Here is a 21,072-nt window from a genome sequence, read left to right as displayed (position 1 = left end):
CATTCCTTTTCTCTAACAACTCCCGTAAGTAAACTCACATGTAGTTTACGTTTTCTATTGATTACGCTTTTTCTTCTTTTTACCCGTACCTGCCGGCTTCGCTCGCGGCTTCATTGGTAAAAAGTAGGCTTCACTCTGATCGTCTTCCACTTCAAAACCGACTACCTGCTCGCGTTCAAGTTGGAACTTATTTTTCTTTTCTATCACTTTGAAATGGTGGTAGTCGTCGTAATCGATAAGAGATAATCCTAAACCTACTTCACCAGCACGACCACTACGACCGATTCGATGCATATAATCAGCAGGGCTACGCGGAAGATCGAAGTTAATCACCACTGGAAGTTTTTCAATATCAAGGCCGCGTGCTGCGATATCAGTGGCAATAAGAACTTGAATCTCGCCAGACTTAAAACCGTCAAGGACACGAGTACGAGCGCCCTGCCCTTTATCACCATGGAAAACTTCAGCGGTAATACCGCGTTTTGACAACTTTTGAGCTAAATGGTTACAGGCATTCTTAGCGTTCACAAAAATCAAAGTCTGTCGCCACTGATGCTGTTTGATTAAGTGCGCGAGTACCGCCGTCTTCTCACCTTTATTTACACTAAACACGCGCTGCACCAAAGTGCTGGCTTCTGCGCTCTGCAACTGAACTTCAACAGGGTCGCGGAGCAACTGCTGAGCCAGCGTCGTGACTTTATCAGGGAAAGTAGCAGAAAATAACAGCGTCTGTTTCTTCTCTGGTAGTAACGCAAGAATCTTATTCAGTGCTTCGGTAAATCCGAGGCTCAACATTCGGTCGGCTTCGTCAAGGACGAGCGTTTCTACTTGGCTCAACTTAATCGCGTTACTGGATACCAGATCAAGTAATCGACCCGGCGTAGCTACGATAATGTCACAGCCACCGCGAAGCGCTAGCATTTGTGGGTTCACCGATACACCACCAAATACGGCAACCGTTTTGATCTTATCTCTAAGATGGTACGAGTAAGATTTGACGTTGTATGCCACCTGTGATGCCAACTCACGAGTTGGAACTAAAATCAGGTGAGAAACGAAGTTACCACGGCGATTGTTTGATCCGTCTTGCTGAACAATTTTTTACAGGATTGGCAGCGAAAAAGCAGCGGTTTTACCAGAACCCGTATTGGCACCACCAATAATATCTTTCCCTTCAAGGATATCAGGAATAGCACGGGATTGAATGGGTGTCGGTTGGCTGTATTCTAACGCTTCTAGTCGCTCGACTAAGGTTGGAATCAGGCCAAGATCGGCAAATGTCGCTTGCTGTGTTTTATCTGTCATTACGATGAGTGGCTCAGTGCTAGTAAAGGCCGTGTATCTTATGCTATTTCGCGTCTGGATGTTAGAGATAATGGCCCAAACAGAAGATTGGTGAAAGAAGCACTATAGGGTTCAGGAATTTCCTTTCACTAACATGAGTTAATGGTTTCGGTAACCAATACTCTACGACCAAGATGGTAGCGTTCGCGATAAGCAAAGGGAAAAGGAGCCAGGCATTCTGACTCCTGTAAAACAAAACACATTGTATTTTGGGGAAAGAGATTACAAAGGCAGGCCACATCCGAATCAAAGGCTTAACCACACTATTTAAGCCCTGTGGTTTTGAGAGCTTAATATAGCTTGAGAAAACTCCAGGTCACTAATGTCCATCGTTGTCTATTTAACTAATGTAGTGGACTCGGTTGTATAGATTACTTTCTCCCAATACCACGGTTCTTCTTAGGGCAAATTTGACTGCTATAGCCACAATCGTTACTGATGTCGTATATGGAAATACCTGTTGTCAGAAAGGTAACGCGCCAAGATGAGTAATGTTGCATATCATCCTCGTAAGCCCAATTCCTTCACGAGGTAGTAATGGAAAAAATTAATTTATCCCGATATCTGATATGTAGCTTCGCCTTTGTGTTGCTTTATCCTACGGCAATAGATCTCTACTTGGTTGCTTTACCACAAATCGCCCATGACCTGTCTGCCAGCGAATCACAACTTCATATTGCTTTTTCTATTTACCTCGCTGGTCTAGCATCGACTATGGTTTTTGTTGGGCGAACTGCTGATTGTTTAGGACGCAAACCTGTTGCCATTTGCGGTGCAGTGATTTTTACCCTTGCATCAATGTTCGCGGGCTCTGCTGAGACCAGTAATAGCTTCCTAATAATGCGCTTTTTCCAAGGCGTAGGTGCCGCATGTTGCTATGTAGTGGCCTTTGCCATTTTGCGTGACACTCTAGGGGACCCAGAGCGAGCTAAGGTTCTATCGATGCTTAATGGAATTATCTGCTCTATTCCAGTACTTGCCCCCGTGATCGGCAATCTGATTATGATCAAGTTTCCGTGGCCCGTGTTATTCACTGCCATGGCGATAATGGGTGTTGTGATAGGTTTAATTGCTTGCTTTGTCTTGAAAGAAACCTTGCCTAAAACCAAGCGCACAACTTTAAAGGTGAGTGAAGCTTCGAACGAATCACTATCTAACCGCTTTTTCATATCGCGCGTTATTTATACATCTTTAGGCGTCACAGCTATTCTCTCTTATGTAAATACGTCACCAATGATAATAATGGATTCAATTGGTTTTACTCGAGGCGAATATTCAACAACGATGGCACTACTCGCGATGGTAGGTATGACGACATCGTTTTCAGTTCCATTTGCTCTTTCTTGCTTCAAACAAACCACATTGATGTTCGCTGCACAAATGACCAATTTTCTGTCGGCTATCGTTATTCTCGCGGCTCACTTGAATAGCGATAGTCCGACACTTTATATGGTAGGATTCACTCTGCTCAGCATGAGTTTTCCAATGGGGTTTGGTGTGGCGATGAGCCAAGCGTTAAGCCAGTTCTCACGCAAAGCTGGACTTGCAAGCTCTATGCTTGGCATAGGTCAGGTTTCTTGGTCTGCACTTTACATTTGGTTGATGGCGACGCTAGGTGTGTCGGCCGTGATGATGTTAATGATAGCGTTGGTTGCTAGTGGCGTTATTGGACTCTCCGTAATATTATTATTTCCAAATCATAACGTTAGTGAGCCTCATGAAGAAATCTCTTGCCCGACTTGATCTTAATTTACTGCTCACTCTGCAATTGCTACTGCAAGAGCAGAGTGTTACTAAAACGGCGAAAAAACTTAATGTAACTCCCTCAACCGTGAGTAAGTCTCTAGGCAAACTACGCGCTTGGTTTGATGACCCGCTTTTTGTGAATACGCCGCAAGGCCTAAAACCAACAAATCTCGCGACAAACGTGCAAGTGCTTTTGTCAGACTGGATGCAGATCGGTAACCAGATTGTTTCACTCAGAGGTGATGATGTTCCAAGCGGAGTTAAATTTCATCTTGGAGTAGAGTCGCCATTGTCACTCATCATGGTCGACGAACTGACCAAACGAATCCATGACTTTTACCCAGACTCAACGGTAAAGTACCATAACTGGGATGAGGACTCATTAGATGCCATCACTAGCGGTGAAGTGGATATTGGTTTTACTGGCCGCGAAAGCCATCCTCGCTCCAAAGAGTCGTTAGAACTGCTACCGTATTTCATTAACTTCGAAGTGTTGTTCTCAGATTTACCTATGGTGTATGTCCGCAAAGATCATCCTGCGCTCAAGCAAGAGTGGAATTTGGATACTTTCTTAAGCTATGCCCATATCAATGTAGCATGGGAGAAAAATGACAGTTGGGTGTTGGATGAGATCTTGGCTGAGCAGGGACACACTCGAAACGTTAGCCTAACGATGGCGAGTTTCGAGCAAGCTTTATTTGTTGCAGAAAAGCCCGACCATCAAATGTTAACCACAGCACCAAAATATTGTCAGCGATACTGCGAACAGCTTCACCCCAACTTAATAGCGTTGCCTATCCCCGTTGCTGAAGATTATCAGCACAAGCTACTGATTCCATTTACTATGATTTGGCACAAGCGCAATAACCAGAACCCTAAAATCGTGTGGTTGAGGGAGACGATAAAGAGCCTGTATGGCACAAGTTGAACAGTTAATGTTTAAGTACATTTAAAGTAAAGGAATAGACATTCTCCCCCTTTATGTTGTCAATAAGCGTAGGAGTGTGATCTTGCCTTCTATTAGATTAAATACTTGAAAATCTTGAACTCTATTATCCACTTCGAAATTGATTTCAGCTCATTTGGGGACAAAAAAGAGTCAGCCTAACGGTCTGGCTCTTTTGAATGAAAAAATAGTCTGGTGGGAGAACTTGTAAGGCTGTGGCAGGTTACACTCACTTACTCCTTAGGCAGGTGACCAGTTTCCTTCGCAAGCTTTTGCATCGCCTCGGCAAACGTTGTTGTCCCGCCTTTAGCTTTAAGCTGTATTACCTTATATCCCAACTTTTCCAACGCTTGGCGCTCTGCCAAAACAGCTTTGTCATTGTGTTGGCTACCTTGAGCTGGCTGATGAATGTAACATCCCTCTAGTTTACCATCTTCGACCAATTGGTGATGTTTCAGTGCATCGATATCAAAATTCATAATAAGTCTTTTCATTAAGAGTGGGAGTTTCTGTGGCTAGTTACATACGCTTCAAAGGCTTCACGACACTATCTAAGCCTTCAATTTTGAGCGCTAAACATAGCTTGAGCAAATCCCCTAGCTCGCCGCTTGGCCAGCCCTTTTTATCAAACCACAGTAAGTATTCTTCAGGCAGGTCGATTAACACTCGCCCTGCATATTTCCCAAATGGCATTTGCATTCTAGCGAGTTTAATGAGGTTTTCTTTTTCTAACATAAGTGACAGAGAGTTAAGGTAACTCGTCCAAGGGTAACACTGGTTCTCCCTCCTCACCAGCAAATCGCAGTCACGTTTATTTTTGGCGGCCTTGACTCGCTTTATGCTAGAGTACGCGGCATAAAAAATGAGAACGAGAAAGCAATGAAGTCACCTTGTCGAGCTGCATGTAAAAATAACGCCGGAATATGCTCTGGTTGTCACCGAACGATGGATGAAATCATCCAATGGAAAGACAAAACCGATCTCCAACGAGATGCGATTATCGAACAAATCGCAGGAGAAGATTCAACGCACAGTTGTCCTGAGTGCGGGACTCAAGCCCATTGTGATATCGCCGCAGGCAAAGAGACATGCTGGTGCTTTACTATTGAAACCCGTGATTTACCCAAGCCAAGCGCCAACCAACTGTGTTTGTGCCGAAAATGTCTAGAAAAAAAGCCAGTCGCGTAATACGACTGGCTTACTGATCATCGTTTTCTGACTGGTGTTTATTTAGCGGTTAAAGCGGACGCTTCAAACTTAATGCCTTCCCACCCTGTCACCATAAAATTACGAATATTCTGGTGATCGCTGTTCTCTGGATGCTGCAATACATCTTCACGATAAAAACGGCCAAAGCAGGCTAGCGTCGCTTCTTTGTCTAGGTTGTTTAGCAAACCGAAAGCGAAGATCTTACACGAACCGTTGTTCTCGCCTGCATTGTTTTGTGTCTCACCATTTACAAAAGCGGTTGGCTCAAACGTATAGTTATCTTCGATCACCGCCATCGTTGCTTCAAATTCGACCTGCTCTGGTGACGCTGCCAATAAATCTAAAAACGATTTTAATTCCATTATTCCTCTATCCCTACTTCATCATATTGATGACACATTAGTTTCATAAAAAGCCAATATAAGAGTCATCAATCATACATATATTCAGAGCCTTACCAAATCAAACGTCATTCAGCGCTCTATCATTCCAATTGCGGAAATGGACAGCAGCATAAAACCCATGCTGATTGACAACCTATCGGATTGATAAGGAGATATCATGATCACCCCTTTAAAGGCAATCGGTGTACTCGCATTGTCATCACTTGCCATCGCGTGTTCATCACAACCCGAAGATACCGTGGCTTCATTCGCTACACAATGCAAACCTACCACTGCACCCGTTACTGGGGAAACGTCAATTCAAGGTTTAACGTTTATCGGAACATCCGTTGCTGATGCTCCATTCGACACATCGGCAGCTGAAATCGTCAGTTATGACGCTTGTACGGATAAACTCTATGTGGTTAATGCTCAAGCAAAACGTGTCGATGTACTTTCTATGGATGACAACGGCGTACCAACGCAAAGCGCATTCATTGATCTCAACAGCGCTGGCGAAGCAGCGGGCATTGAAATTGGCGCAGCAAACAGTGTCGCTGTATTCAATGGTTTGGTAGCAGTTGCGATTGAAAACAGTAATAAACAAGCGAATGGTATTGTTGGCTTGTACCGCTCCGGCGATTTGTCATTAGTCACGACTTTCCCAACAGGCGCATTGCCAGACATGGTTGGCTTCTCAAAAGATGGCCGATACATCGCAACCGCTAATGAAGGAGAACCAAACAGCGATTACAGCATTGACCCTGAAGGTAGTATCACTTTGATCGATCTGAGCCTTGGTGTTACTCAAGCAGAAGTAACACAAATTGGCTTTAACGAATTTGATGGTTCACGAAAAGCAGAGCTCCCAATGAATGTGCGTATTTCGGGGCCAAACGCCACCATCGCACAAGATCTAGAGCCGGAATACCTCACTTTTGCAGATAACGGTAAAATCTATGTCGCGCTACAAGAAAATAACGCCATGGCAATCGTCAATCCAGAGAGCAAATCGGTAGAAAAAATTGTTGGCTTAGGAGAGAAGTCTTGGTCGGGCGCTAAACTCGATGCATCCAACAAAGACAAAATCATTGGGAACTTGAAAAGCTACCCACAACTGGTTGGCTTATTTATGCCTGACACCATCGACAGCTACTCAGTGAATGGGAGTACTTACATCGTATCTGCAAATGAAGGCGACGGGCGTGAGTACAGATTCAAAACCACTCAAGAACTGTGCGACAAAGCTGGCTTTATGTGGGATGAAGACGATTACCTCGGTACAGATGAATACACATCTGAGCAAGGGAGCTGTTTAAGCCATATTGATGAAGTGCGCGGTAAGAAGCTGAAAGTGGCAGCAGAACACCCATTGGCAGAGGCACTAAAAGACAACAAACAACTCGCGCGTTTAAAAGTGATTAAGCCGGAACAAACGCTTTCTGCACAAGAGAATGTTCAATCATTTGGCGCGCGTTCATTCTCGATTTGGGATGAAAACGGCAAGTTGGTCTTCGATAGTGGTGACGATTTCGCGACTATCGCGCTGCTGAATGAAGGCAAGAACTTCAACAGCACCAACGATAACAATAATAGTGGCGATGACCGAAGTGATGATAAAGGCATTGAGCCAGAGGCGATTGAAGTAGCACAAATTAACGGCCGCCATTACGCGTTTATCGGCTTGGAGCGTCAAGGCGGTATCATGATTTATGACATCACAGACCCGAAACAAGCGCAGTTTATACATTACGTCAACCGCCATGATTACAATCAACCAGTGTGTACAGAAGTCGAAGATGGCGAATGCATGAACGATACATACAATCCAAAAGCAGGCGATTTAGGTCCAGAATCCATTAATTACTTTACCCGTAATGGTGGTCATTTTATCGTCGTTGGCAATGAGGTATCGGGCACGACATCCGTCTTCCGAATCAATCTATAAAGTAATGTAAAAGTCATTTAGAACCAAAACGCCCGACGTAAGCCGGGCGTTTTTTTGTATGAGGTAATGTCCTACTCTGCCGATGCTAGCGCGTCACACTTTGATGCGCAGATAAAATCGTTTTTATGCAGACCTTTGATAGAGTGACTCCACCACGTTACGGTAACCTTACCCCATTCCAACAAAATAGAGGGATGGTGGAACTCATCTTCTGCCAGTTCCGCGATTTTGTTACTGAAAGCCCATGCTTGTTTGAAGTTCTTAAATTTATACACCTTTTCTAGTTGAGGTATATCTTCTCTTTCAATGATCTGCCAATCAGACAATTGCAGAAGCAGAGACTGTTGCTCTTCTTTGCTTAGTGCAATGGCATCGATACTACAAGCTTCGCATTTTTGTTCATTCAACATGAGCAGGTTCCTTTGGTTCAAAAAGTGGAGGAAGCAGTCCAGCTTCAATCGCTAGATCGGCTTGTTTCAATAAATTTAACTGACTAATTTTAAAGAGCTGAGAAAAGTCATCAATCACGTAATACTTCGGTTGCATGATGTCGATACGATAAGGCGTTCTCAGCACTGTTTGTAATTCAAATGGGTCGCGAATTGCTGCATCACTCTCTAATGCGTAGAGGGTTTCGCCAGGAGATGAAAGAATACCACCACCGTAAATTTTGGTTTTGTCCCCTTCTTTCACCAAACCAAACTCTACGGTAAACCAGTAGAGACGAGCGAGATAGGCTCTTTGTTTTGGGGTAGCGGCTTGCCCTAGTTGACCATAATGCTCGGTAAATGCAGCAAAGTCTGGGTTGGTTAACATCGCGCAATGACCAAATACTTCGTGGAAGAAATCTGGCTCCTGTAAGTAATCGAACTCATCTCTTGTACGCAAGAATGTGGCGACTGGAAAGCGCTTATTACCGAGTAGATTAAAAAATCGGTCGAAATCAATAAGCGCGGGAACGGGCTCCACTTGCCAACCTGTTGTCTCCATCAAGACACGATTAATTTCTGGCAACTGAGGAACGCGGTCTTGAGGTAAATCAAGCAGCGTCAAACCGTGTAAATAAGCCTCACAAGCTCTGTTTTGGATCACACCCATTTGTCGTGTTACCAAATCTCGCCAAATGGCGTCTTCTTCACGGCTCCATTCAACCCTGCCTTCCTGGTTTACGGGTTTAGAACGATACTGGGTCATGGCTCATCTCCATTAACAAATCCTTTACATTAAGCCTATCTGTAGTCTTAAGAGCTTCCAATCCCTGCGCGATTTTCTCAGCATCATCCCGATGTAACATATTGTTTACAACTCATCGTAACTGCATGATTTTTATGACACGATATAATATCTGGCTTGTTTGACTTTATCGTGTATTCCTCTCAAACTAAAACCTGTTATCACTTTGTTATAGAGGGACCTATGCGCGAGAGCAGCAAAGTATGGCAACCGAGCGAAAGTCGTATCGAAGAAGCCAACATTACACAGTTTATTGAACACATTAATCGACAAGGAAATACCCTTGAAAGCTTCGCTGATCTGCATCAATGGTCACTCGATCATGTAGAAAAATTTTGGCAGGAAGTTTGGCTATTCTGCGACGTCATCGGCACTCAGGGAGAGACCATAAAAGAGCGAGCAGAAAGTCGCTGGCAGCAACCTGTTGAAAATAGGGATATAAAATGGTTCCCAAACGCGCAAATTAACTACGCCGAAAATTTGCTAACCTACGCGTGTCACCAACCCGATTATCTCGCGATTTGGTTTGAAAATGAACGTGAAGAAAAACAGACCTACACCTGGAAACAGTTGTGCGAAGAAGTTTCGAGTGTGCAGCAATGGTTGAAAGAATGTGGAATTAAGCAAGGTGATGTCGTCGCTGGTTATTTACCTCACCTACCTCAAACGGTGATAGCTATGCTAGCAACCACCAGTTTAGGGGCGACCTGGACTTCCACCTCACCTGATTTTGGCGTCGAAAGCGTTTTGGAGCGCTTTGGTCAAGTGAAACCCAAAATCCTGTTTACTTGTGATGGCTATACATTCAATGGCACAACTTTCGATATGTCTGAGAAAAACCAGCATATTGCGGATCATCTTGATGGTCTTAAACAAGTTTGCCAAATTAGCTACCTTAAACCACACATTTTTGAATGCGATGTCTGCACCCAAGATTGGCAAAACGTCCTGAATCAATACACACCCGAAGCGCTGACTTTTACTCGTGTGAATTTTAACGATCCGCTATTTGTGCTTTATTCTTCAGGCACAACAGGCAAACCGAAATGCATCGTTCATTCCGTCGGCGGAACGGTGCTTAATCACTTGAAAGAGCATCAACTGCATTGCGATATTCAACCGAACGACCGAGTGTTTTACTACACAACCTGCGGCTGGATGATGTGGAACTGGCACGTTTCTTCACTCGCGAGCGGTGCATGTTTGGTGATTTTTGATGGTAGCCCTGTTTACCCCACTCATAATGTGCTCTGGGACCTCGCAGAACAAGCCGAAGTGACGCTATTTGGAACCTCAGCAAAATACCTAGAGGCGCTGGAAAAAGCATCTTTTTCTCCGCAGAAAAGTGATGCATTTTCAAGTCTGAAAACCATTTGTTCGACTGGCTCTGTTCTGTATCCAGAACAGTTTGATTATGTCTATCAGCACATTAAAGAAGATGTACACCTCGCCTCGATTTCTGGCGGAACAGATATTTGTGGCTGCTTTGTATTAGGCAACCCTATTTCTCCCGTTTATCGGGGAGAGTGCCAATCAGCAGCGTTAGGGGTCGATGTCCGAGTCTTTAACCCACAAGGTAATAGCGTAATGGGAGAGCGCGGTGAGTTGGTTTGTGCCAATTCATTACCCAACTTCCCTGCTGGCTTTTGGAACGACACCGGTGAGAGATATCATCGCGCTTATTGGGATAAATTCGACAATATTTGGCACCACGGCGATGATGTTGAACAGACCAGCGTTGGGGGATACGTGTTTTATGGTCGAAGTGATACCACGTTGAATCCCGGTGGCGTAAGAATCGGCACGGCCGAAATCTATCAGCAAGTGAACTGTATAGACGGTATTCTAGATTCGATCGCAGTAGGAAAAGAAGTCGATCGCAACGAACAAATATGGCTGTTTGTCCAATTAGTCAAAGGGGTAGAGCTCAATGACGAGATGATCGCTTCCATCAAAGCACAGCTAAAGTCTGCATGTTCTCCAAGGCATGTACCTAGTGCGATTTACGCAATAAGCGATATACCTAAGACACGCTCAGGAAAGCTGGTCGAGTTAGCCGTTAAGCAAGTCGTTAACAACCGAAGCGTCGAAAATTTAGGCGCAATAGCCAACCCTGAAGTGCTGGAGGAGATACGCAGGATAGTCGTCTCAAAATAACCTCCGAAGACTTAGTTGTTCGAGTATGTCCTTGCCTGCACCACGACGACTTGTTTAGAGCAAGTGAAGTTACATATACCCTCAGCAGATAAGAAAAAAGCGAGCTTGTTAGCTCGCTTTTGTCATTTTGTGTTCTTTATTCAGCAGTATTAGCGGCGACCAAGCCCCATTAATACCGACATTGTTTTACCGTCAGATGTAATGTCAAAAACGTGTTGCGATTCAACTTCAGTAAAGCCTGCTTCTTTCAGTGCACGCTCAGACTTCGCAAGGGTAAAACCGTCTTGTTCACATTCTGCAATCCAATCAAAATGAACAAAATAGCCGCCGTGGTTAAGTAGAGAATGCGAGATCGTTAATGACGCGTCTAAGTCTTCCACGAACGCTAAAACTGATGATGCAACCACCAAATCGAACTGTCCACGAAACGCAGGGTGCTGAGCGACCAAGCCGCGAGATAGTGCATCTACCACAGGTTCTACGTTGACGAGCTCTTTTTTATCGAGTTCCTCAATCATGGCTTCCGATGCGTCTAATGCTACGATGTCTTTAACCATCGGTGACAATCGTTGACTTAACTGCCCTGTTCCGCATCCAAAATCTAGTACTTTAATGCCATCAAGCTGAGTTAGCTGTTGTAACTGCTCAAACACCGACTGCGCAAATTGCTCTGTTGCTGGATTTGATTCCCAGTTTTTTGCTAAGCCGTCCCAATCTTGTGCCATCGTGGCCTCCATGTTCACTTTTTGTAACCCACATAGATTACCGCAAAACCGTTAAAAGACCATAGACTTATCTGGCGGATTCGCGTTTTTTTCGATAATCTTTCATGGCTTTGGGAGCGCATCTGCATAATACCCAAATTATTTGAATTCATTTATTGGTTGTGTCAAATCATGAACTTAACTCAAGTAGAAGCCTTCTGCACCATCGCTGAGTGTGGTTCTGTTTCTGAAGCGGCAAGGCAACTCGACTGCAATCGCACCAAACTCAGTATGTCGATTAAGGCATTAGAGAAAGATCTCGACGTTGAATTGTTTAACCGAACTGGCAACCAGCTCACCCTCTCTGAAGCTGGTAAAGCCATTTACAAAGATTGCGAACACCTACTTATCATCGCACAACGGGTCAGAAAGACCTGCGCTCAAATCTCGGAAGGGTTTAACGCGGAAGTTTGGGTAGCACGTGACGACTCCTTACCTGATGATCTCTGGCAAGAATTATCTCATACATTGAATAACCGCTTTCCTTCAACAACCTTCAACTTAATCTTGGCATCCAGTGGCGACTTAGCCAACTTGGTCAGTACCCACCAAGTAGATTTTGCTTTCGGCGTTGATTATGAGCGAGTAGACGATCCTCGTATCGTATATAACCCTTTAGGTAAGATACGTATGATGTCAGTATGCAGTGTAGAACACCGCCTAAGTAAGATGCGCCGTGTCTCAGACGAAGATCTACGTAGTCAGATGCAAGCACTAATGGTGTACCTAAATGAGAAAGACAACCCTGAACTGCAACCTTTCTCGACTCGATATATTGGTTTTTCGAGTTTTGACTACATGCTGAACACCATCTTAGAAGAAGACGCTTGGGGCGTGCTTCCTGAACCATTAATCCGCCATTACCTTCGTCAGCAGAAGCTCGCCGTTATCAAACACACATACGGCTTGACGCAAGAAGACTACTGTATGTTTTCACCTAACGGCCATACTGAGCATCCAGCAATGACGTGGTTAGCAGATAAATTGAGCGAGTATTTATTTGACTTCTAAACATTTTATCAGTGAGCGTCAATTTTACTGACACCAAGAAATCATAGTAAGCCATTGTTTTATAAGAACATAAATAAAAACGCAATTTTTTAGATTAGTTACTGGTCACTTTGTGGTTGCCTAAATTACCTTATGAGCGAAGAATAGTAAGGTATTAAAATTCAAAGGCATCTTTTATGTGTGACAGGACAAGCAAAAACGAAAACCGTATTCTAACCATTTCAGCCCTTTTGGCATCTGGGTTCGCTGCTGGTGGTATGGTACTTGGCTTGCTTGTAGGCTCAATTGTAATCGTTTTTGACGGTGTTTACTCTTTGGTCAGCTTACTGTTAACTTTATTGTCACTGGCCGCTTCTTACTATATTAACAAGCCTTCAAAATCTGTATTCCCATTTGGAAAAGCGGTCTTAGAACCAATCGTTATTGCGATAAAAGCAGCCGTCATTTTAGTGGTTGTAAGCTTCTCTCTCTACTCTGCGATATCAGCATTGATGTCTGGAGGTCGCCAGGTCGATGCTTCTATTGCGACCTTATTCGGCATCGTGAATGTTATCGGTTGTGGTTACGCTTGGTGGTTTATGGCGAAACGCAGCCGCCGCTTCTCATCAGGCTTGATTGAAGCGGAGAAAAAACAGTGGCAAATGGATACTTTGTTGAGTGTGGCGGTGACCGTAGGATTTATCTCGGCTTGGGCTGTTTCACTAACGCCATTCTCTGAGTATGCGGTATATGCCGACCCCATGATGATGGTTTTAATGGGCTTTTATTTCCTCAAAGTACCGTTCGATATGCTAGTAGGTGCCTTACGTGAACTACTAATGATGACACCAAGCAAAGAGCTGTGTCAGAGCGTTGGCAAAGATGTTCTTGAGATTGAAAAAGTAACTGAGCATCAATTGAAACTGGCTGGCGTAACGAAGGTGGGCCAAGAGCTACGAGTAAATGTGGACGTACATATTGATGACGACACATTGGAGCTTGATACACTAGAGCACACTCGTAAGCAGCTTATCAAGCGACTGTCGAAGCACAGATTCAAGCTTCAACTACACTTGAACGTCGCTTATTAGAGCGCCACCAAAGAGCCGTTAAAACTCAATAAAAAGCTCCCAATCTCGGGAGCTTTTTTAATTTTTTCGATTTAGTTGCTTCGTATTCGAATACAGCTCGCAAGGGAGATCTGTTCGTTGCTCACTTAAATTCTCTGATCTCGTTGGTAACTTACCCAGCCGCTTCGCGCTTCTCTTTGGTGACTAACCAACACATCAGCGAGCCCACCGTTACCATCACAACGCCCTGCCAAAAGCTATGGCTCAGAGTTACGCCAAGAATAATAGAAGAAAATAAAGCGGAAAAAATGGGCGTGAAGTAAGACAAGGTGGCGAGAAAAACCATATTGCCGCCAACGATCGCGATGTTCCATAAACCATAACCACCAGCCATTAAAGCCGCAGAAGCCACTAAGTACCCCATCGCTTCCCAACTGAATGTCATTGGTGGCTCATCGGTAAACGCATATTTGATCCAAAGCGAAACAGCTGTTGCAATGAAAAACAGGGTAATCGCATTATGTTTAGATTGCTGCTTTTGGGTTAAGTTGCAATAAAAAGCCCATATAACCGCCCCAGCAAAAGCCATAAAATATACCAGAGGGTTACTACTAACATTGGACATGATCTGAGTTATGGATAAGCCATTCTCACCGCTCACAGTCCAAGCAACCCCAACAAACGCCAGCGTAACTGCTGGATAAAGCAACCAGTTTGTTTTTTTATTGCTGCCAAGGACCGCAAATAAAACCGTCAGTGCGGGCCAAAGGTAGTTGACAATCGACACCTCAATTGCCTGCGCGCGCGAGTTGGAATATCCCAAAGATAAAGCGAGAAATATTTCATAACAAACGAACATCGCACCACCAAGCACAAGATACTTGGGAGAAAAGTAAGACAACTTTGGAATACCGACCACGATAAGAAGGAAAACAGAGCTAAGAGAGTACAACATGGCTGCCCCGCCTACAGGACCTAAACTCTCCGTAACCAACCTCGCGATGCCAAGCAGACAACTCCAAGAGAGAATCGCGATACAACCATAAAGTGTGAAACGAAATTGCACTGATTTCATGTGACCTACCACTCACGAATGCCAAAGGAAACGTCAGCTTAACTCAAAAATGATCAGGTTCAACGTACTGTTTTATAAAAATCAGTATAAAAATCATTCTATTAAGCCGTTGGAGTTGATATGAAACATTTTCTGCCCTCTAGTGTTATGCTTACACCCTTTGTTGTGCGCTACTATGATGAAGATGACGACGAGAGTGAAAACGTTAAAACACACTCGGAAACGCATGGTCTAGATAGCGAAGAGCAATCTAAGGAACGTTCAGAGTAAAGGAATCCAAACATGAAAAAAGTCGCAGTCATTTTAAGTGGTTCAGGCGTTTACGACGGTTCTGAGATCCACGAAGCAGTGTTGGCGCTCTACGCCATCGAGAAAGCAGGGGCAACTTGGCACTGCTTTGCACCTAACATTGACCAACTCCACGTCATCAATCACCTAACTGGTGACGAAATGGATGAAGCCCGTAACGTACTGATCGAATCAGCTCGTATCGCACGCGGAAACATTGACGATGTTGCCAAACTTAACGTTGATGAATACGATGCCCTACTGCTTCCAGGTGGATTTGGTGCTGCGAAAAACTTAACCGACTTCGCCGTTTCAGGTGCGGAGTGCTCCATTAACACACACGTAGCTCAAGCTTGTCGCGCGTTTGCTAATGCGAAGAAACCAGCTGGCTATCTGTGTATTTCTCCTGTCATTATTCCGATGATTTATGAGCAAGGCGTGAAAGGAACGGTAGGCAACGATGAGGCAGTCTCAATAGCATTTAATCAAATGGGCGGTGAACACACCACGTGCCCTGTCGAAGGCATCATTTTTGATGAAAAACACCTCGTACTTTCAACCCCTGCTTACATGTTGGCAGAGAATATCTCTCAAGCGGCTTCAGGTATCGAAAAATTAGTATCAAAACTGATTAAAATAGCTTAATTATTAGTAGTTAGCTTATAAAACACTTCCCTATCCCCATTGATAATTAAGTTATTAATGGGGATTTTTTATACTTTAGTCGAATTTAGAGATATATCCGCGTCAGAAGTCAATTTCTGCCAATCGTTTGCGTCCATAGTTTCATATTTGTTCTACTTTATATCAGTGTTGCACTTATACGCAGTGCAACAAGATCACTGTCACAGTTTTTCTCTTGCAAGTACCTCTAAGTAGGTAAACTTGCTTCAGATCAACTTCAATCTGGAAACGAATGTGCGACAGTAAATGGCAAATTAAGAAAGATTATTAAAAATAACGACGGAGCTATCCAATATGACAAGTGCATTTTTTATCCCTACGGTAAACCTAATGGGCGCTGGTTGTTTGAAAGACGCAGCAGACAGCATCCAATCTCAAGGCTTTAAAAAAGGTTTGATCGTTACGGATAAGATCCTTAACCAAATCGGTGTAGTCAAACAAGTTCAAGACCTTCTCACTGAGCGCGATGTAGCAACCGTTGTGTTTGATGGTACTCAACCAAATCCAACTATCAGCAACGTTAACGACGGCTTAGCACTTCTTACTGATAACGAATGTGACTTCGTTGTCTCTCTAGGTGGTGGTTCACCACACGACTGTGCGAAAGGTATCGCGCTTGTTGCTTCTAACGGCGGCAAAATCGCAGATTACGAAGGCGTAGACCAGTCTGCAAAACCAATGATGCCACTTATCGCAATCAACACGACGGCAGGTACTGCATCTGAAATGACGCGTTTCTGCATCATCACTGACGAAGAGCGTCACATCAAGATGGCTATCGTTGATAAGCACACAACACCGCTTATCTCGGTAAACGATCCAGAGCTAATGCTAGCTAAACCTGCTTCGCTAACTGCGGCAACAGGTATGGATGCCCTAACTCACGCGATTGAAGCTTACGTATCTATCGCAGCAACACCAATCACTGATGCGGTAGCAATTAAAGCGATTGAGCTTATCCAGGCTTATCTACGCACAGCAGTGAAAAACGGTGAAGATCTAGAAGCTCGTGAACAAATGGCATACGCGCAGTTCATGGCGGGTATGGCATTCAACAACGCGTCTCTAGGTTACGTACACGCAATGGCACACCAGCTAGGTGGTTTCTATGACCTTCCACACGGTGTTTGTAACGCGATTCTTCTACCTCACGTACAGCGTTACAACGCGCAAGTATGTCCTGAGCGCCTACGTGACGTAGCAAAAGCAATGGGCGTAAACGTAGAAGGCATGTCTGCTGAAGCAGGTGCAGCGGCAGCAATCGACGCTATCGTTACTCTAGCGAAAGATGTGGGTATCCCAGCAGGTATCAAAGAGCTTGGTGCGAAACTAGAAGACATCCCAACACTAGCAGACAACGCACTGAAAGACGCTTGTGGTTTCACTAACCCTAAACAAGCAACTCACGAAGAAATTTCTAAGATCTTCGAAGAAGCGATGTAATCTCGCTAACTAAACAATTCTCTAGCCTTAATTCAATCCCCGATCTCGTATCGGGGATTTTTTACATTCATATACAAGTGAATCTCTGCCAAACATAGTCTTTTAGTGTTAGCTTTTAAGTATTAATACGATTCATATTGGAAGGAACCATGAGAACGATTGCTGCTGCCCTACTCGCTTGTTTATCCTTTTCTGCCAACGCTGCCGAATACCGCGCTAACGAAGTGGCGAATGGATTTCAGATCCCTTGGGGGATCGAGTTCTTAGATAGCCAACGCGTTATCGTTAATGAAAAGAACGGTACGGTTTCGTTGCTGGATATCACCACAGGCAAACCTCAAAAGCTGTTTAACGTCCCCGATGTGAACACCAGTGGGCAAGCTGGCTTATTGGATGTCGCGCTCGCACCGAATGCCGATAAGCAAAACCCGCAACTCTTCTTTACCTACAGCAAGCGAACGAGTAAAGGCAATACGGTGGCGTTAGCGACGGCGCAATTGCAAAACAATCAGCTTGTAGGTTGGAAAGATCTCTTTGTTGCTGATGCCATCACCGACACAGGGCGTCACTACGGCAGTCGAATTTCATTTGTTGACGACAAAGTTTACTTCTCAATCGGCGACCGTGGCGAACGTGATAATGGGCAAAACACTCAAACCCATGCTGGCAGTATTCTTCGTCTCAACCTTGATGGTTCGGTTCCGCAAGACAACCCATTCAAACCTTCCGAAGCTCGTCCTGAGATATGGAGTTACGGGCACCGCAACCCACAAGGTATGTTTTACGACGAAGCAACAAAACAGCTGTGGTCGATTGAACATGGGCCGCGCGGCGGCGATGAAATTAATCTAATCAAGAAAGGTGCGAACTACGGCTGGGCAAAAGTCTCTCATGGTAAAGAATATTGGGGTCCGTTGGACGTCGGGGAAGCTAAGTCGTTACCGGGAATGGAAGATCCAAAGTTGGTATACATCCCTTCTATCGCACCCAGCAATATGATCTTGTACCGTGGCGATAAATACCCAGAGTTGGACGGAAAAATCCTCGCCGGTGCATTGAAACTAGCGCACATCAACGTGGTTTCTATTGAGAATGGCAAGCTCACCGAATCAAAAAGATTGATGGAGAATCTTGGTGAGCGAGTAAGAGATATAACCATCAGCCCCGATGGTTATATCTACTTTTCTACCGACAGCGGCAAAATCTTTCGTCTTGAGGAGAAATAGTTTTCTCTCAGAGCTAGTCAAAAAAGCTAGCTCTTTAAACTCACTGTCACCGTTTCATTGTCAAAATCGAGCGTCATGGTCGAGCCCAATGGAACGGTGAGCATTGGGTGGGTATGACAGCTATCAAAATCATACAAAATCGGCAGCGGTTGACCGTTAAGCACTTCTAGCAACACATCTATAGGTGCTCGTCCTGTGCCTTTATCGTTGAACTTTTCATGCTTGCCGAGCACAATCGCACCAACTTTATCAAACACGCCAGAAAGCTTGAGCAGCGCAAAAGAGCGTTCGACCGTTTCAATGCCCTGCAAACAATCTTCCACTAGCAAAATATCGCCTTGTTCGATACTCGGCATAAACTTACTTGCCCAAATACCCGTCATGGTATTGAGGTTGCCACCAATCAAACGTCCGGTGATCTTGCCTTCACCTTTGAAGTGCCACTGGTTTTGCAAGGTTTGCTTTGCGCGATCTTGCTCGCCCCACTCTATCCATTCATCTGTCCACCCTTGAGGCATTGTGTATTGATGCGCCAAGCCATCTAACGTATTCACTATCGATTCGAACGAAGCGAAGGTCTCGTCCACCAGTGGTGGGAATTCACCCAGAGATGCCACCAAAGCAGGACCATAAAAAGTAACGATGCCAGTTTGTGCGTAAATGCCCATGAGTAGAGCCGTCACATCCGAATAGCCAACAATGATCTTGGGATCTTTCTTCAATGCCTCGTAATCAATGTAAGGCAGCAATGAGTTACTGTTGTTACCGCCAATGGTCGACATAATACAGCGCACTTCGGGATCACGAATCAGCGCATTCAATTCTTCTACTCGCTCTTGAATCGAACCCGAGCGATATTGGTCAGTTTTACCCGTTAAGCTGCCTGCTTTTAGCTGGTAACCATGAGATTCCACGTACGCTTTGGCACGCTCAAAACGCGCTGGTGCAAATACCGTGGCTGGGGAGGATGGCGAGAAAAAGCCGATGGTGTCGCCTTTTTGTAATGGTTTAGGAATGATCATGCGCGTCCTTGTTTTGTGATACATGGTTGATTTATTTTCGTACAATCTAAGCAGAAGAATCTAAACTTAACAATAACCTTTTGTTTTTTAAAACGATAGTTCGGTTAAGTTGTACGAGGTCATTATGATTCCATTCCCTTTACAGCTCGATAAAATTAAAGCCGTGGTGTTTGATTTAGACAACACCTTGGTGAGTTCTGATATGAACTTCGGAGAATTGCGACAACAGCTAGGTTGTCCGCAAAGTGAAGATCTATTGGATTTTGTCGACGCACTTGAGCATCCTCATCATCGAGAGCACGCTCATAACGTGATATTTGATTACGAGATTTCTGATGCTGAGCAGTCTGCTCCAATGATTGGCTGCCATGAATTGCTCGCCCACTTGCATCAAAATGAAATCAAAACCGCTATCGTGACGCGCAACTGCCAAATCGCCACGCAGCGCAAACTAGAACACAACCAAATCTCAGTGGAACGAGTCATCACTCGTGAATGCTTCCCGCCCAAGCCAGACCCTTTGTCTCTGCAGGTATTGGCGAAAGAGTGGCGTTTGATGCCGGACGAAGTGCTTTATGTCGGCGATTACCTTTACGACTTGCAGGCAGCGTATAACGCGCAGATGCCCTCTTGCCTTGTTCATCACGGTAATCAAGAAACCTTCAATGATTCAGCCTCGTTGGCGATTAATGAACTCAGCGATTTATTGAGCCGTTTCCAATCCTTACCACGCAAATAAAGCACACATATAAAATACGCACACAAAAAAGGGGCACCAACGTGCCCCTTATGACTTATTCCCGATTGTTTCATGCGTTCCCAAGGATTGCTTGGGTGATGCGCTGCTTAGCCTTGTAGGTAGGCGTTAAGCATCCACATTAATTTTTCTTGCTCACGGATGTAGTCACCCATCAATGCCGCTGTACCTTCGTCATCTGCTTCACCCGCGTTTTGTAGAATCTCACGCTGTTTTAGAAGTAGAACGCTAAAGCCTTGAACCAGACCTTGTACACACTCCTCACCAGAAGTCGCGTTTTGATGTTCTTTAATTTCACTTGCTTCTAAGTAGTTGCTGAATGCGTGCGCTGGCGTATGACCCAAAGTTAGAATACGCTCTGCAAGCTCATCGATTTTTGTTTGTAGATCAGTGTAGATCTCTTCAAATTTTACATGCAGTTCGAAGAATTGCGCACCTTTGATGTTCCAGTGGTAACCGCGAGAGTTCATGTACAACACTTGGTAATGCGCTAGCAGTTGATTTAACTGTTGAGCTAGTTGTGCTGATTGTTCGCTGTCTAGACCAATTAGGCTTACTTGTTTGTTCATAATCTTGCTCCTAGAAGGATAATACCAATCGTAGTAACGAACGATTCTCTTACCGGGATTGGTATAAAGTTTAAAAATTCTTTTGCAGTATTTGCTGCCGATGGAGTCATATTACGACTCCGACTCGATGAAGAAAATTTGGTTTTAGCTATGATTTAAATAGCTAAATCCAATGAGCAAGTAGACGAATATCGGCGTATCATCCAACAAAAAGCCCC

At 44.4% G+C, this 21,072-nt stretch carries 21 protein-coding genes and 1 pseudogene; 12 read left to right on the top strand and 10 right to left on the bottom strand.

All coding sequences use genetic code 11. The annotated features are described in order from the left end of the window. Positions 1-54: 54 nt before the first annotated feature. A pseudogene (locus R8N28_RS01170) lies at positions 55-1,305 on the bottom strand (DEAD/DEAH box helicase). Positions 1,306-1,881: 576 nt separating this feature from the next. Here R8N28_RS01170 and R8N28_RS01165 point away from each other — a divergent pair. Both R8N28_RS01165 and yidZ read left to right on the top strand, forming a co-directional pair. Next, positions 1,882-3,087, top strand: coding sequence for an MFS transporter (locus R8N28_RS01165; protein WP_053307823.1), 1,206 nt, complete (start codon positions 1,882-1,884; stop codon positions 3,085-3,087). Next, the gene (yidZ, locus tag R8N28_RS01160; protein ID WP_033907131.1) at positions 3,062-4,018 is read left to right on the top strand and encodes an HTH-type transcriptional regulator YidZ; all 957 of its coding nucleotides are present in this window, start codon (positions 3,062-3,064) and stop codon (positions 4,016-4,018) included. The genes R8N28_RS01165 and yidZ overlap by 26 nt, the downstream gene beginning before the upstream one ends. Before the next feature lie 251 nt (positions 4,019-4,269). Here the strand turns inward: yidZ and R8N28_RS01155 are convergent, their stop codons facing one another. Continuing rightward, positions 4,270-4,515, bottom strand: a complete 246-nt coding sequence (locus R8N28_RS01155; RefSeq protein ID WP_033906842.1) for a hypothetical protein — start codon at positions 4,513-4,515, stop codon at positions 4,270-4,272. A gap of 40 nt (positions 4,516-4,555) precedes the next feature. After that, positions 4,556-4,771, bottom strand: coding sequence for a DUF3820 family protein (locus tag R8N28_RS01150; protein WP_005375557.1), 216 nt, complete (start codon positions 4,769-4,771; stop codon positions 4,556-4,558). Positions 4,772-4,915: 144 nt separating this feature from the next. Here R8N28_RS01150 and R8N28_RS01145 point away from each other — a divergent pair, with 144 nt between their 5' ends. Then, complete coding sequence (locus R8N28_RS01145; protein WP_080276966.1) at positions 4,916-5,224, top strand: cysteine-rich CWC family protein; 309 nt, start codon at positions 4,916-4,918, stop codon at positions 5,222-5,224. A 38-nt stretch (positions 5,225-5,262) separates the two neighbouring features. Here R8N28_RS01145 and R8N28_RS01140 read toward each other — a convergent pair whose 3' ends face one another. After that, complete coding sequence (locus R8N28_RS01140) at positions 5,263-5,607, bottom strand: HopJ type III effector protein (protein WP_005375560.1); 345 nt, start codon at positions 5,605-5,607, stop codon at positions 5,263-5,265. Between the two features lie 199 nt (positions 5,608-5,806). On the opposite strand from R8N28_RS01140, the gene R8N28_RS01135 reads away from it, so the two are divergent. Beyond that, the gene (locus R8N28_RS01135; RefSeq protein ID WP_065275386.1) at positions 5,807-7,576 is read left to right on the top strand and encodes a choice-of-anchor I family protein; all 1,770 of its coding nucleotides are present in this window, start codon (positions 5,807-5,809) and stop codon (positions 7,574-7,576) included. 71 nt (positions 7,577-7,647) lie between these two features. Here R8N28_RS01135 and R8N28_RS01130 read toward each other — a convergent pair whose 3' ends face one another. Together R8N28_RS01130 and phhA are read right to left on the bottom strand one after the other, a co-directional pair. Then, positions 7,648-7,986, bottom strand: coding sequence for a 4a-hydroxytetrahydrobiopterin dehydratase (locus tag R8N28_RS01130; RefSeq protein ID WP_005375563.1), 339 nt, complete (start codon positions 7,984-7,986; stop codon positions 7,648-7,650). Next, positions 7,976-8,770, bottom strand: a complete 795-nt coding sequence (gene phhA, locus R8N28_RS01125) for a phenylalanine 4-monooxygenase (protein ID WP_065275387.1) — start codon at positions 8,768-8,770, stop codon at positions 7,976-7,978. Before phhA ends, R8N28_RS01130 begins: the two co-directional genes overlap by 11 nt. A 222-nt stretch (positions 8,771-8,992) precedes the next feature. On the opposite strand from phhA, the gene R8N28_RS01120 reads away from it, so the two are divergent. Further along, positions 8,993-10,966 carry an acetoacetate--CoA ligase gene (locus R8N28_RS01120; RefSeq protein ID WP_318183313.1) on the top strand — a complete coding sequence of 658 codons (1,974 nt, stop codon included), beginning with the start codon at positions 8,993-8,995 and terminating at the stop codon, positions 10,964-10,966. Positions 10,967-11,115: 149 nt separating this feature from the next. On the opposite strand, the gene R8N28_RS01115 is transcribed toward R8N28_RS01120, so the two are convergent. After that, complete coding sequence (locus tag R8N28_RS01115) at positions 11,116-11,691, bottom strand: class I SAM-dependent DNA methyltransferase (RefSeq protein ID WP_017821100.1); 576 nt, start codon at positions 11,689-11,691, stop codon at positions 11,116-11,118. 171 nt (positions 11,692-11,862) lie between these two features. On the opposite strand from R8N28_RS01115, the gene R8N28_RS01110 reads away from it, so the two are divergent. Both R8N28_RS01110 and R8N28_RS01105 read left to right on the top strand, forming a co-directional pair. Further along, positions 11,863-12,741, top strand: a complete 879-nt coding sequence (locus tag R8N28_RS01110) for a LysR family transcriptional regulator (protein ID WP_005375568.1) — start codon at positions 11,863-11,865, stop codon at positions 12,739-12,741. 176 nt (positions 12,742-12,917) lie between these two features. Further along, positions 12,918-13,811: a cation diffusion facilitator family transporter gene (locus tag R8N28_RS01105; protein ID WP_065275389.1), complete on the top strand. Its 894-nt coding sequence runs from the start codon at positions 12,918-12,920 to the stop codon at positions 13,809-13,811. 151 nt (positions 13,812-13,962) lie between these two features. On the opposite strand, the gene yddG is transcribed toward R8N28_RS01105, so the two are convergent. Next, complete coding sequence (yddG, locus tag R8N28_RS01100; protein WP_065275390.1) at positions 13,963-14,865, bottom strand: aromatic amino acid DMT transporter YddG; 903 nt, start codon at positions 14,863-14,865, stop codon at positions 13,963-13,965. A gap of 120 nt (positions 14,866-14,985) precedes the next feature. Between yddG and R8N28_RS01095 the strand changes: the two genes are divergently transcribed. The 4 genes from R8N28_RS01095 (at position 14,986) to R8N28_RS01080 (ending at position 18,506) form a co-directional block, all read left to right on the top strand. Then, complete coding sequence (locus tag R8N28_RS01095) at positions 14,986-15,135, top strand: hypothetical protein (RefSeq protein ID WP_165439042.1); 150 nt, start codon at positions 14,986-14,988, stop codon at positions 15,133-15,135. A gap of 12 nt (positions 15,136-15,147) precedes the next feature. Continuing rightward, positions 15,148-15,798: an isoprenoid biosynthesis glyoxalase ElbB gene (gene elbB, locus R8N28_RS01090; RefSeq protein WP_065275391.1), complete on the top strand. Its 651-nt coding sequence runs from the start codon at positions 15,148-15,150 to the stop codon at positions 15,796-15,798. Positions 15,799-16,131: 333 nt separating this feature from the next. Beyond that, entirely contained in the window at positions 16,132-17,280 is a 1,149-nt protein-coding gene (gene yiaY, locus R8N28_RS01085; RefSeq protein WP_042521463.1) for an L-threonine dehydrogenase, read from the top strand. A 149-nt stretch (positions 17,281-17,429) separates the two neighbouring features. Then, complete coding sequence (locus R8N28_RS01080) at positions 17,430-18,506, top strand: PQQ-dependent sugar dehydrogenase (protein ID WP_065275392.1); 1,077 nt, start codon at positions 17,430-17,432, stop codon at positions 18,504-18,506. Positions 18,507-18,532: 26 nt separating this feature from the next. On the opposite strand, the gene R8N28_RS01075 is transcribed toward R8N28_RS01080, so the two are convergent. Then, a complete protein-coding gene (locus R8N28_RS01075; RefSeq protein WP_206958927.1) occupies positions 18,533-19,528 on the bottom strand; it encodes a S66 peptidase family protein in 996 nt (331 codons plus the stop codon). 124 nt (positions 19,529-19,652) lie between these two features. Between R8N28_RS01075 and R8N28_RS01070 the strand changes: the two genes are divergently transcribed. Then, complete coding sequence (locus tag R8N28_RS01070) at positions 19,653-20,267, top strand: HAD family hydrolase (RefSeq protein ID WP_065275393.1); 615 nt, start codon at positions 19,653-19,655, stop codon at positions 20,265-20,267. A gap of 107 nt (positions 20,268-20,374) precedes the next feature. On the opposite strand, the gene R8N28_RS01065 is transcribed toward R8N28_RS01070, so the two are convergent. Next, positions 20,375-20,854, bottom strand: a complete 480-nt coding sequence (locus tag R8N28_RS01065; protein ID WP_005388254.1) for a Dps family protein — start codon at positions 20,852-20,854, stop codon at positions 20,375-20,377. Positions 20,855-21,072: the final 218 nt, after the last annotated feature.

It is taken from the genome of Vibrio sp. Vb1554 (assembly GCF_033344235.1).
Note: the sequence above shows the minus strand (reverse complement) of the source record. Positions and strands in the feature narration are given on the sequence as shown.